General features: G+C 67.1%; 9 protein-coding genes. 3 read left to right on the forward strand and 6 right to left on the reverse strand.

Annotation, left to right across the window (positions count from 1 at the left end):
- Positions 1-72: 72 nt before the first annotated feature.
- Positions 73-873: an outer membrane protein assembly factor BamD gene (locus ASF94_RS09320; RefSeq protein WP_056664964.1), complete on the forward strand. Its 801-nt coding sequence runs from the start codon at positions 73-75 to the stop codon at positions 871-873.
- Here the strand turns inward: ASF94_RS09320 and ASF94_RS09325 are convergent.
- Entirely contained in the window at positions 836-2,959 is a 2,124-nt protein-coding gene (locus ASF94_RS09325) for an ATP-dependent DNA helicase (protein ID WP_056664691.1), read from the reverse strand. The genes ASF94_RS09320 and ASF94_RS09325 overlap by 38 nt on opposite strands.
- Before the next feature lie 167 nt (positions 2,960-3,126).
- Here ASF94_RS09325 and ASF94_RS09330 point away from each other — a divergent pair, with 167 nt between their 5' ends.
- On the forward strand, positions 3,127-3,945 hold the full coding sequence (locus ASF94_RS09330; RefSeq protein ID WP_056664694.1) for a PP2C family serine/threonine-protein phosphatase: 819 nt from the start codon (positions 3,127-3,129) through the stop codon (positions 3,943-3,945).
- A gap of 124 nt (positions 3,946-4,069) precedes the next feature.
- Here the strand turns inward: ASF94_RS09330 and ASF94_RS09335 are convergent, their stop codons facing one another.
- The 5 genes from ASF94_RS09335 to ASF94_RS09355 all read right to left on the reverse strand — a co-directional run bounded on the left by ASF94_RS09335 (position 4,070) and on the right by ASF94_RS09355 (position 11,747).
- Positions 4,070-4,681, reverse strand: coding sequence for a hypothetical protein (locus ASF94_RS09335; RefSeq protein ID WP_156382469.1), 612 nt, complete (start codon positions 4,679-4,681; stop codon positions 4,070-4,072).
- 113 nt (positions 4,682-4,794) lie between these two features.
- Complete coding sequence (gene zapE / locus ASF94_RS09340) at positions 4,795-5,892, reverse strand: cell division protein ZapE (protein ID WP_056664700.1); 1,098 nt, start codon at positions 5,890-5,892, stop codon at positions 4,795-4,797.
- A 137-nt stretch (positions 5,893-6,029) separates the two neighbouring features.
- Positions 6,030-7,457, reverse strand: coding sequence for a dihydrolipoyl dehydrogenase (gene lpdA, locus ASF94_RS09345; RefSeq protein WP_056664703.1), 1,428 nt, complete (start codon positions 7,455-7,457; stop codon positions 6,030-6,032).
- An 87-nt stretch (positions 7,458-7,544) separates the two neighbouring features.
- The gene (odhB, locus tag ASF94_RS09350) at positions 7,545-8,816 is read right to left on the reverse strand and encodes a 2-oxoglutarate dehydrogenase complex dihydrolipoyllysine-residue succinyltransferase (RefSeq protein ID WP_056664706.1); all 1,272 of its coding nucleotides are present in this window, start codon (positions 8,814-8,816) and stop codon (positions 7,545-7,547) included.
- Positions 8,817-8,867: 51 nt separating this feature from the next.
- Positions 8,868-11,747, reverse strand: a complete 2,880-nt coding sequence (locus tag ASF94_RS09355; RefSeq protein WP_056664709.1) for a 2-oxoglutarate dehydrogenase E1 component — start codon at positions 11,745-11,747, stop codon at positions 8,868-8,870.
- 238 nt (positions 11,748-11,985) lie between these two features.
- On the opposite strand from ASF94_RS09355, the gene ASF94_RS09360 reads away from it, so the two are divergent.
- Positions 11,986-13,065: an AI-2E family transporter gene (locus ASF94_RS09360; RefSeq protein WP_056664712.1), complete on the forward strand. Its 1,080-nt coding sequence runs from the start codon at positions 11,986-11,988 to the stop codon at positions 13,063-13,065.
- The last annotated feature ends 22 nt before the right edge of the window (positions 13,066-13,087 follow it).

The raw sequence follows: 13,087 nt of genomic DNA on the forward strand, positions 1-13,087 counted from the left end.
GTGGCGGCGCCCCGCCGGCGCCTCGCCCCCAGTCCCATGACGACGAGCATCCTCTGCCAGAAAGCCGCCACCATGTCGCGTATTTCCGCCCCCCTTCTGTCTGCTTTGCTGGCCGCCGGTCTGCTGGCGGGCTGTTCCAGCACGCCGGAGGACAAGACCGCCGGCTGGACCACTGACAAAATCTATTCGGAAGCGCGTGACGAACTCAACGGCGGCGCCTACGACAAGGCCGTCCCGCTGCTGGAGAAGCTGGAAGGCCGCGCGGCCGGCACGCCCCTGGCGCAGCAGGCGCAGCTCGACAAGGCCTACGCCCAGTACAAGGGCGGCGAAAAGGCCCAGGCCATCGCCACGCTGGACCGCTTCCTGAAGCTGCACCCGGCCAGCCCGGCCTACGACTACGCCCTCTACCTGAAGGGGCTGGTCAACTTCAACGACAACCTGGGGCTCTTCTCCTGGATCTCGCGCCAGGATCTGTCCGAGCGGGACCAGAAGGCCGCGAAAGACTCTTTCGAGTCGTTCCGCGAACTGGCCACCCGTTTCCCCGATTCCCGTTACGCGCAGGACGCCCGCCAGCGCATGACCTACATCGTGAATTCGCTGGCGCAGTACGAGGTACATGTCGCGCGTTACTACTACGAGCGTGGCGCGTACGTGGCTGCCATCAGCCGCGCCCAGATCGCACTGGCTGACTACAAGGACGTGCCTGCGCTGGAGGAAGCCCTCTTCATCCTGATCAAGTCGTACGACGCGCTGGGCATGACCCAGCTGCGCGACGACGCCCAGCGGGTGATGCTGGCCTCCTATCCCCAAAGCCAGCTGCTGAGCCAGAACGGCCTCAAACCGAAGACGGGTCCGTGGTGGAAGGTCTGGTGAGCTCGTCCAGCGTCTGATCGAAAGCTTCCTGCGTTTCCAGGCGCTTCATCGGGGGCAGCGCGCGCAGCAGGCGTTTGCCGTAACCCATGGTGATCAGCCGCGTGTCGGCCACCACCAGCACCCCCGTGTCGGTTTCGCTGCGAATCAGCCGGCCCGCCCCCTGTCGCAGCGCCATCGCCGCTTCGGGCAGGGCGAACTCCCGGAAGGCGCTGCGGCCCGCGCGGTCGAGTTTCTGCCCCTGCGCCTGCGCCTCGACCAGAGGATCGCCCGGCGGCGGAAACGGCAGCTTGTCGATGACGACCAGTTGCAGGGCGCTGCCAGGCACGTCGAAGCCTTCCCAGAAGGATGCCGACGCCACCAGCACCCGGCCCTGTCCGGCCAGCCTCGCGTCGTCTTCCTCCCAAGCGCCGTCCTCATGGCTTTCGTTGCGGAAGCGATCCATCAGTTCCCGCTTGGTCCCCTGGCCCTGCACCAGCACCTCGATGCGGCCGGAAGCGCCGAACCGCTGCTGGAGCCGCGCGCCGATGGTGCGCAGCGCGCGCAACGTGGTGGTCAGCACCAGCGTTCGGCCGCCCAGCCGGGCAATCGCGTCGCCTGCCCAGTCGGCCAGACGGTCGGAGTGCCGGGGATCGGATGGTGCCGGCAGCTGCGGCGGAATGAACAGCGCGGCCTGCGCCGCATAGTCGAAGGGACTGCCGACGCGCAGCACCCGCGCGTGTTGCAGCCCGCATGGCTCGGTGAACCAGGTCAAGGCATCGTCCGTGCCCAGGGTGGCCGAGGTGAAGATCCAGGCCCGTTGGCGTGCGGCCACAGGAGCGGCAGCCGCCGGCTCCTGCGGATCGTCCTGTTCATCCCAGGCGCCGGGTTCGCTGGCCGGCCCGCTCCAGAGCGTCTGCAGTCGGGGAGCGATGTCGAGCGGCGACTCGACCAGCCGCAGGTGCAGCGCGGCGTCGACCCAGCGGGTGGCGTCATCGGGGCAGGGCTCGGACAACTGCACCAGCCGTTGCATGGCGCTCAGGGCGCGTTCGTGCAGGCGGGCGAAGTCGGCCGCGCGTTCGGTGACCGAGTCGATGCCTTCCAGTGCGCCGCGCAGCGCCCACTCCAGCGCGTGCATGGCGGCCGCCCACTGGCGCTCATCGACCCCCTCGGGCGCGGCATCGGCCCAACGCAGCCGCCCGCTCACGCCCGCAGTTTGTACCGCTGGTGCGGCCACCGTGGCTCTGAGGCCATCCGCGGCGTCGCGCAGCGCCTTGGTCAGCACCGGCCAGTCCACCAGGCCCCGCGCATGTTGCAGGCCCGCCTGCAGCACGTCGCGCGCCAGGTCGTGCACCTGCCCGGTGCCGAACTGCATGCCGAGAAACTGCACACCGGTGGCATTCAGCTGGTGCGCTTCGTCGAACACCACCACCCGCACGGTGGGGAGCAGTTCCGCCATGCCCGACTCACGCACCGCCAGGTCGGCGAAGAACAGGTGGTGATTGATCACCACCACGTCGGCAGCCAGCGCCTCGCGGCGGGCGGCATTCACGTGGCAGGCGCGGAACTGCGGGCATGCTGACCCCAGGCAGTTCTCGCGCGTGGACGTCACCAGGCCGATGACCGGCGATTTCTCGTCCAGCCCCGGCAGCTCTGCCAGGTCACCCGTGCGGGTGCCCTGCGCCCAGACTTCCACGCGGGCCAGCATGTGCTGCGCCCCCCGTTCGCCCGCCAGGCCATCGTGGCGGGCCTGCTCCAGCCGGTGCAGGCACAGGTAGCTCGATCGCCCCTTGAGCAGCGCTGCGCGCAGCGGCAGGGCCAACGTCTCCAGCAGGCGAGGCAGATCGCGGGCGAACAGCTGGTCCTGCAGCGACTTGGTGGCGGTGGATATCAGGACGCGCTCCCCGCTCAGCAGGGCGGGCACGAGATAGGCGTATGTCTTGCCCACGCCGGTGCCGGCTTCCACCACCAGCGCCCCGCCCTGCTGGATGGTGTCCGCCACTGCCAGCGCCATGCCCAGCTGACCGGGCCGTGCGTGGAAATGGGGCAGCGCCCGTGCCAGCGTGCCGTCGGGTGCGAAGGCTGCATCGACCCAGGCGGTCAGCGACATGGCGCTCCTTTCGGCCGGCGCCGCGCCCGGACTTCGGCTCCGCACGGCGGCAGGGAGGACCGCTGGCCGGGCTGCGGCGAGCCGTTGGCAGAGCCCATGCGCTCGCAGCCCGGAGCGACCCGTGATAATGCCGTTTTGCCCCAGACTGCGCCGCGCCGTTCCACCTCATGACCCAAGCGTTTCGCCTCATCGCCGCCACCGGCATCCACCGTGGAGACCGCGAATATCAGCAGGATCAGGTCGCCCTGATCTCGCATCCACGCTTCAACGGCTGCGTGCTGGGGGTCGTCGCCGACGGCATGGGCGGCCGCAGCGGCGGCCGCAAGGCGTCCGACCAGGTCATGCTCACCGCCCGCCAGCTCTTCGAGCGGTACTCGCCCGAATCGGACGATGCGGCTGCGCTGCTGAAGCATCTGGTGCACGAGGCGCACATCGTGATCCGCCTGACGGCCATCTCGGCCGAGCAGGAACCCCACAGCACCGTTGCCGCCTTCATCATCAACCCCCAGGGCGACTGCCACTGGGTGCATGCGGGCGACTCCCGCATCTACCACTTCAGCGGCGCCCGGCTGATGTTCCGCACCAGCGACCATTCCTACGTACAGGCGCTGGTGGACCGGGGCGAGATCACCGAAGCGGAAGCCACCAACCACCCACGCTCCAACGTGCTGGTGGGCTGCCTGGGGGCGGATGCCGATCCGCCCGCCGCCACGCACCACATCAACCGCTTGCGGCCGGGCGACGCGCTGCTGGCCTGCACGGATGGCCTGTGGCATTACTTCACGCCGGAAGAGCTGGCCGCAGCGGTCCACACGCTGGGCCCGCGCGAAGCGTCCGAACTGCTCATCGACAAAGCCCGGTCGCGTGCGCGCGGGGGCGGCGACAACTTGTCGCTGATCGTGGTGAAGATCGAGGTGCTGGCGCAAGACGATGACTCCGCAAGAAAGCCCGAACGTCGTGACGTGCGGATGGGGGCGGGCCGCTGATCTGGAGCAAGAGCGCATGCCCTCGCACTGACCGGCTGCCCAGGCCAGCCAACTGGCCGTGGTCGCGGCCAGGGCGCGTCCCCTGGGGATGCGTGTGCGGCCTGTGCGCACGCGGCGCGGACCCTCAAGGCGCCGCAGACGACGCTGCGGGACGCGGCGGAAGAGGTGCCGCCCGCTTGCGGCCAGACGTTTCCGCCTCCTCGCGCGCCTTATCGTGCTTGGCCCGCCGCTCCGCGGCGGCCTGCTGCTTGGCCTCGTAGCGGGCCCGTGACTCGGCGATCCGGTTGGGCTCGGTGGCCTCGCGTTGTTGCTGCTGCTCACCGTGGCTGCTCTGGCGCGCCCGTTGCTGTTCGGCACGCTGGCGCGCCTGGGCCGTCTTGTCGTCGGTGTCGGCCTGGCGGGCTGCGGGTTCAGCCGCCTTGGGCCTGCCGGCCGCCTGCGCCTCTCGCGCCTGCTGCTGCGCCCGGTTCTCTTCGACGGTCCGCAAACGATCCGCCGCTTTTTCGCGGCGCTCGGCGTCGTTCAGGACGACCTCGCGCGCGCGCAGGGCCTCTTCCGTTGCCCGCACCTGGGCACGCACCTTCTGCAGGCAGCTCTCGACCACGAAGCGCTGATAGCACTGGGCTTCGTCCACCAGACGATGGCCTTCCAGTGCCGCGCGGCGCTGCTGGATCTGCGCGCGTTCCCGGTCGCGCTCCGACTCCGCGGCAGCGGTGGCGTCCTGGGCAGCAGGCACCGGAGCAGCACCTCCTGCGGGGGGTGCAGCAGTCTGCGCCGCGGCGGCCAGCGCGGAACCTGCCAGCGCCAGGGCGGCGGCGCGGCGCCAGGGAGTCCAAGCCGTGTGTTGCATCAAGTCAGTCCCGTATCGACCATTCGGCGCTCCAGCGCCAGGAATTCCTGCGACTGCATTTCGTTCAGCCGCGACACCGTGCGCGGGAACTCGTGGGCCAGCGGGCCTTCGGTGTAGAGCTCCTCGGGCGGCACGGCAGCGGACAGGATCAGTTTCACGCGCCTATCGTAGAGCACGTCGATCAACCACGTGAAGCGGCGGGCCGGCGACGCCATGGCGACCGGCATGTAGGGCACGTCGGAGAGCAGCACGGTGTGGAACTGCGTCGCGATCTCCAGGTAATCGTTCTGCGAGCGCGGCCCGCCGCACAGTTCCCGGAAGTCGAACCAGGCCACTCCGCCGGCCTTGCGCCGGGCCCGGATCTCCCGTGCCTCGATATGCAGCACCGGATCTTCGTCGCGCACCTCGGCCAGCCGGTCGAAGGCTTCGCTCATCGCCGCGTCGGCCACGGGCCCTAAGGGCGTGTGATAGAGCTGCACCCGTTCCAGCGTGCGGCGCCGGTAGTCGGTGCCGTTGTCCACGTTGACCACTTCCATGCGCTGGTTGAGCAGGGCGATGGCGGGCAGGATGCGGTCCCGGTGCAAGCCCCCCGGGTACAGGCCATCCGGCTCGAAATTGGAGGTGGTGACAAAGCCCACGCCGTTGTCGAACAGCGACTGCAGCAGCCGGTGCAGGATCATGGCATCGGTGATGTCGGCCACATGGAACTCGTCGAAGCAGATGAGCTTGTAGCGCTTGGAGATGCGCGCGCCCAGCACGTCGAGCGGGTTCACGGTGCCCTGCAAGCCTGCCAGCTCCCGGTGCACCTCGCGCATGAATTCATGGAAGTGCAATCGCACCTTGCGCTTGATCGGTACGGCGTTGAAGAAGCAGTCCATCAGGAAGCTCTTGCCGCGCCCCACCCCGCCGTACATGTAGACACCGCGCGGAACGGGCGGCCGGTGGATCAGCTTCTTGAGCGCATTCGAGCGGCGTTCCTTGTAGTCAGCCCACTCGTCGGCGCAGCGCTGCAGGGCGTCCACCGCGCGCAGTTGCGCCGGATCGCTCTTGAAGCCCTTCTCCGCCAGTTCCGCCTCGTAAGCCTGCCTTACTTTCACGCCAGCACTCCAATGCTATAAAAACAATAGCTGCATGCCCTTACTGAACAAGCGCATGCAGCCTTTTTCACTACAAATCGGCCCCTCTCGCAGCGCGCACCGCCCGGGGCGGGCGGCGCGCCGGCTCAGGCTCAGGCTCAGAAGTTGAGCGTGCGCTTGTCCACCGCCAGGGCGGCTTCCTTGGTGGCTTCGCTCAAGGAGGGGTGGGCGTGGCAGATGCGGGCGATGTCCTCGGCGCTGGCCTTGAACTCCATCGCCACCACGGCTTCGGCGATCAGCTCGCTGGCCATCGGGCCGACGATGTGCACGCCGAGGATCTCGTCGGTGGTGGCATCGGCCAGGAACTTGACCATGCCGGTGGTGTCGCCCAGAGCGCGCGCGCGGCCGTTCGCGAGGAACGGGAACGTGCCGGCCTTGTACTTCACGCCGTCGGCCTTGAGCTGCTGCTCGGTGCGGCCCACCCATGCGATCTCGGGGTTGGTGTAGATCACCCAGGGGATGGTGTTGAAGTTCACATGGCCGTGCTGGCCGGCGATACGCTCGGCCACGGCAACGCCCTCTTCCTCGGCCTTGTGCGCCAGCATCGGGCCACGCACCACGTCACCCACCGCCCACACGCCCGGCAGGCTGGTCTTGCAGTCGGCGTCCACCACGATGGCACCGCGCTCGTCCAGCTGCAGGCCCACGGCTTCGGCATTCAGGCCGATGGTGTTGGGCACGCGGCCGATCGAGACGATCAGCTTGTCCACGTCGAGCGAGACTTCTTCGCCCTTGGCATTGGTGTAGGCGACGCTCACGCCATGCTTGCCGTTCTTGATCTCGCCGACCTTCACGCCCAGTTCGATCTTCAGGCCCTGCTTGTCGAAAGCCTTCTTGGCTTCCTTGGCGATCTGCTCATCGACCGCGCCCAGGAAGGTGGGCAGGCCTTCCAGCACCGTCACTTCAGCGCCCAGGCGGCGCCAGACGGAACCCATCTCCAGGCCGATCACACCCGAGCCGATCAGGCCGAGTTTCTTGGGCACGGAACCGATGCGCAGGGCGCCGTCGTTGGAGAGGATGTTCTCTTCATCGAACGGCGTGCCGGGCAGCGCGCGGGCGTTGGAGCCGGTCGCGACGATGATCTGCTTGCCGGTCAGCGTCTCGGTGTCCTTGCCGGCGACCTGGATCTCGTAGCCCCCTTCGGCAGCCTTCACGAACGAGCCGCGGCCATGGAAGAAAGTGACCTTGTTCTTCTTGAACAGGTACTGGATGCCGTCGTTGTTCTGCTTCACGACGGTGTCCTTGCGCGCAATCATGCGGCCCACGTCCATCGACAGGTCCTTGAGCGAAATGCCGTGGTCCGCAAAATGGTGGTGCGCCTGGTCGAAATGTTCCGACGACTGCAGCAGCGCCTTGGACGGGATGCAGCCCACGTTGGTGCAGGTGCCGCCGAGCGCCGGGCCGCCCTTGTCGTTCTTCCACTCGTCGATACAGGCCACGTTGAAGCCCAGCTGGGCGGCGCGGATGGCGGCGATGTAGCCGCCAGGGCCGCCACCGATGACGATCACGTCGAATTGTTTGCTCATGAGGTACTCGCTTGTTCCGTTGAAAAAAGACCCACCGGCGGGCGCGGCCGTCGGGCCAGCCACGCGGGTGGGTCGATCGAGAAGTGCTTAGATATCGAACAGCAGGCGCGAAGGATCTTCCAGCGCATCCTTCATGGCGACCAGGCCCAGCACGGCTTCGCGGCCGTCGATGATGCGATGGTCATACGACATGGCCAGATAGTTCATCGGGCGCACCACGACCTGGCCGTTCTCGACCACGGCGCGGTCCTTGGTGGCGTGAACGCCCAGGATGGCCGACTGGGGCGGGTTGATGATGGGGGTGGACATCATCGAGCCGAAGGTGCCGCCGTTCGAGATGGAGAACGTGCCGCCGGTCATCTCCTCGATGCCCAGCTTGCCTTCGGCCGCCTTCTTGCCGAACTCTGCGATCTTCTTTTCGATGTCGGCGAAGCTCATCTGGTCGGCGTTGCGCAGGATGGGCACCACCAGGCCACGGGGCGAACCCACGGCGATGCCGATGTCGAAGTAGCCGTGGTAGACGATGTCGTTGCCGTCCACGGAGGCGTTCAGCACCGGGTACTTCTTGAGCGCATGCACTGCCGCCTTGACGAAGAAGGACATGAAGCCCAGCTTCACGCCGTGTTCCTTGGTGAAAGAGTCCTGGAACTTCTTGCGCAGGTCCATCACCGGCGCCATGTTGACTTCGTTGAACGTCGTCAGGATGGCGTTGGTCGACTGCGACTGCAGCAGGCGCTCGGCCACGCGGGCGCGCAGGCGGCTCATGGCCACGCGCTGCTCGGGGCGGTCGCCCAGGTCCTGCTTGGCGGCGGGGGCGGCCACCTGGGGCAGCGCCTTGGTCGGCACGCCGGTCGGGATGGCGCTCGGCGCAGCCGAAGGCTTGGCACCGCCGGCCACGGCCGACAGCACATCGCCCTTGGTCACGCGGCCGTCCTTGCCGGTGCCGGCCACGGAGCCGACCGACAGGTTGTTGTCGGCCAGCAGCTTGGCGGCGGCGGGCATGGCCACGTCGCTCTTGGAGCCACCGGCAGCCGGTGCAGCGGCAGGAGCCGCCGCGGCGGGCGCGGGCGCTGCAGCAGCGGCTGCCGCAGGCGCGGGGGCAGCGGCGCCAGCCTTGCCTTCGGTGTTGATCTTGGCGATCAGCTGATCGGACGCCACGGTGGCGCCGTCGCCTTGCACGATCTCGGCCAGCACGCCAGCGGAGGGCGCGGGCACTTCCAGCACGACCTTGTCGGTCTCGATCTCGATCAGGATCTCATCGACCGCGACGGCTTCGCCGGCCTTCTTCTTCCAGGTGAGCATCGTGGCTTCCGCCACGGATTCGGACAGTTGGGGAACCTTGACTTCTACGATAGCCATAACAATTCTTTCGGGGTTGTCTGTGTTTGTTGTGCGTACGGGTGGCCGGCCTTACTTGGACAGGACAAACCCCTTGAGCTTGGCGAACGCGCCATCCACCAGCGCCTTCTGCTGTTCCTGGTGCAGGTGCGAATAGCCCACCGCAGGCGACGCGGAGGCGGCACGGCCGGAATAACCCAGCTTCTGGCCGTCCAGCATGTTCTCGTGGATGTAGTGCTGCACGAAGAACCAGGCACCCTGGTTCTGCGGCTCGTCCTGGCACCACACGATGTCGGTGGCGTTGGGGTACTTCTTCAGCTCGGTGGCGAATGCCTTGTGCGGGAAGGGATAGAGCTGCTCGACACGGATGATCGCCACGTCGTCGGCTTCCTTCTCCTCGCGCTTCTTCACCAGGTCGTAGTACACCTTGCCCGAGCAGGCGATCACGCGCTTGACCTTGTCGGCCCGCTTGTCGATGGCCTCGTTCTGCTCCGGAATCACGGTCTGGAAGGCGCCCTTCGTGAACTCGGACAGCGGCGAGGTCGCGTCCTTGTTACGCAGCAGCGACTTCGGCGTCATGATGATCAGCGGCTTGCGCAGGTTGCGCACCATCTGGCGACGCAGCACATGGAAGATCTGGCTGGCCGTGGTGGGCTGCACGATCTGCATGTTGGCGTCCGCGGCCAGCTGCATGAAGCGCTCCAGGCGTGCGGAGCTGTGCTCCGGGCCCTGGCCTTCGTAGCCATGCGGCAGCATCAGCGTGATGCCGTTGACGCGGCCCCACTTCACCTCGCCCGAGGCGATGAACTGGTCGATCACGACCTGCGCGCCGTTGGCGAAGTCGCCGAACTGCGCTTCCCAGATCACCAGCGTGTTGGGGTCGTTCGATGCATAGCCGTACTCGAAGCCCAGCACCGCCTCTTCCGACAGGATGGAGTCGATCACGACGAACGGAGCCTGGTTCTCGCTCACGTTCTGCAGCGGCAGGTAGGTGCCCGTGTCCCACTTCTCGCGCTTCTGGTCGTGAATCACGGCGTGGCGGTGCGTGAACGTGCCACGGCCGCAGTCTTCGCCGGACAGGCGCACCGGGAAGCCGCTAGCCACCAGCGAGGCGAAAGCCATGTGCTCGCCCATGCCCCAGTCCACCGGAATGTCGCCACGGCCCATCGCTGCGCGGTCGTCATACACCTTCTTGACCAGCTGGTGCGGCGTGACGCTTTCAGGGATGGTGGTGATCTTCTCGGACAGGCGCTTCCACTCGGCGAGCGGAATGGCGGTGTCGCCGGCATCGGTCCACTTCTTGCCCAGGAACGGGCTCCAGTCCACCGCGTACTTGCTCTTGAAGTTGGTCAGCACCGGATCGACCGTGTGCTTGCCCGCCTCCATCGCGGCGCGGTAGGCCTTGAACATGTCGTCGCCCAGCGTCTCGCCCATGCCCTGCGCGGCCAGCTTGTCTGCGTACAGCTTGCGGGTGCCGGGGTGCGCGCCGATCTTCTTGTACATCAGCGGCTGGGTCAGCGCAGGCGTGTCCTGCTCGTTGTGGCCCAGCTTGCGGAAGCAGATGATGTCGACGACCACGTCCTTCTGGAATTCCATGCGGAATTCGAGGGCCAGCTGCGTGGCCAGGGCCACGGCTTCCGGATCGTCGCCGTTCACGTGCAGGACCGGCGACTCCACCATCTTGACGATGTCCGTGCAATACAGCGTGGAACGCGCATCGCGGGGGTCGGACGTGGTGAAGCCGATCTGGTTGTTGATGATGATGTGCACCGTGCCGCCCGTGGAATAGCCACGGGTCTGGGCCAGCGCCAGGGTTTCCTGGTTCACGCCCTGGCCGGCGAAGGCCGCGTCGCCGTGCACCAGCACCGGCAGCACCTGCTTGCCATGCGGATCGGCGCGGCGGTCCATGCGGGCACGCACGGAGCCTTCCACCACCGGGTTGACGATTTCCAGGTGGGACGGGTTGAACGCCAGCGACAGGTGGACCGGGCCGCCAGGGGTGGACACGTCCGAGCTGAAGCCCTGGTGGTACTTCACGTCGCCGGAAGGCAGGTCTTCAGGGGCGGTGTGGTCGAACTCGGCGAACAGGTCCTTGGGCATCTTGCCCAGCGTGTTCACCAGCACGTTCAGGCGGCCGCGGTGGGCCATGCCGATGACGATTTCCTGCACGCCCTTGGCGCCGGCCGACTGGATCAGCTCGTCCATGGCGGCGATGAAGCTCTCGCCGCCTTCGAGCGAGAAGCGCTTCTGGCCGACGTACTTCGTGTGCAGGAAGCGCTCCAGGCCTTCGGCTGCGGTCAGGCGGTCGAGGATCTGCTTCTTCTTTTCGGGGCCGAACGAGGGCTTGCTGCGGATGGTTTCCAGCTTTTCCTGCCACCAGCGCTTCTGGTTCTGGTCGGAGGCGTACATGTACTCGGCGCCGATGGTGCCGCAGTAGGTCTCGCGCAGGGCGTTGATCAGCTCACGCAGCGGCATGGATTCCTTGCCGAAGAACGTGTTGCTGGTGTTGAAGACGGTTTCCTGGTCGGCGTCGGTGAAGCCGTAGAACGAAGGCTCCAGCTCGGGAATGGCCGGGCGCTCGGTGCGCTTGAGCGGGTCGAGATCGGCCCAGCGCTGGCCCACGTTGCGGTAGGCGGCGATCAGCTGCTGGACGGCGGTGCGCTTGCGGCCCAGTTCCGAATCGGCGCCGGTGGCGACGACGACCTTGGTGCCACCCTGCTTGGCGCGTTCCGCGAAAGCATTGATGACGGGAAGATGGGGGACATCCTTGGCGTTGCTGCCGTCCACCGCGGGCACGTGCTGGAGTGCGTCGAAGTAGTCGCGCCAGCTGTCGGGCACGCTGCCCGGATTGGCCAGGTAGTTTTCATACATCTCTTCGACATAGGGCGCATTGCCGCCGAAGAGATAGGTGTTGCCTTGGTAGGCTTGATAGACGGACGTCGTATCGCTCATTGTTCCGCTGACCTCTGTCTCCCTGAGGGAAACGTTAGCTGGTTGGTAAACCTTCCGCGACACGGCTGAACCGGTTGGCGGATGCGACTGTGGCTGGGGAAGGGCCGGGGGTTGCGACCGCCATTGTGCCATCGAACCTTTTTCGGCGGCGCAGTCGGCCTGATGTCCGACGCGCAACGCATCGCAAGATCGCGTGGGGCTCGCTTACATTTAGCGGAAGTTTCCACGGTACGTGTTCATGAATCTTCCTACGCTCCAGAGCCGCACGCTGCTGCTCCTGCTGGTGGCCGTCACGGTCGCCTTCTTCGCCATCCTCTGGCCGTTCCACGGCGCGGTGTTCTGGGGCATGGTGCTGGCCATCCTGTTCACGCCGCTCTACCGCAAGCTGCTGCGCCGCATGCCGCAGCGCCCGAACACGGCCGCGCTCGCCACGCTGGTGCTGTGCCTGGTGGTGGTGATTCTTCCCAGCACGCTGATCGGCATCTCGCTGGTGCAGGAAGCCGGGCTGGTGTATGAGCGGCTGCGTTCCGGCCAGCTGAATCTGGGCGCCTACGCGCAGCAGGTGATGTCCGCGCTGCCGAACTGGGTGCTGTCGCTGCTCGATCGCTTCAACCTGACCTCGATGGCGGACGTCCAGGCACGCCTGTCCACGGTGGGCGTGCAGGCCGGCCAGGCCCTCGCCACCCGCGCGCTCGACCTGGGGCAGAACACGCTGCAATTCCTGGTGAGCTTCGGCATCATGCTGTATCTGCTTTTCTTCCTGCTGCGCGACGGCGCGGCGCTCGGCAAGCGCATCGGCGACGCCATTCCGCTCGACGAGGGGCACAAGCGCCAGCTGATCACCAAGTTCACCACGGTGATCCGCGCCACGGTCAAGGGCAACATCGTGGTGGCGGCGGTCCAGGGCGCGCTGGGGGGCATCGCCTTCTGGGTGCTGGGCATCCAGGGCCCCGTGCTGTGGGGCGTGCTGATGGCCTTCCTGTCGCTGCTGCCCGCCGTCGGCGCCGGGCTGATCTGGGCGCCTGTCGCCATCTATTTCTTCGCCACCGGCGCGGTGATGCAGGGCACCATGCTCACGGCCTACGGCATCTTCGTGATCGGCCTGGTGGACAACGTGCTGCGTCCCCTGCTGGTGGGCAAGGACACCAAGATGCCCGACTACGTGGTCCTGATCTCCACCGTGGGCGGCATGGCCTTGTTCGGGTTGACGGGTTTCGTGATCGGTCCGGTCATCGCAGCGCTCTTCATCGCGACGTGGGAGCTGTTCGCCCCGCCCCGCACGTCCAGCGCCGCCACCTCCCCGACCCCCCGGCCCTGACGGGCCCGGAGCGCGGCTGCAG

Source organism: Acidovorax sp. Leaf160 (genome assembly GCF_001424265.1).
Taxonomy (GTDB): Bacteria; Pseudomonadota; Gammaproteobacteria; order Burkholderiales; family Burkholderiaceae_C; genus Paracidovorax.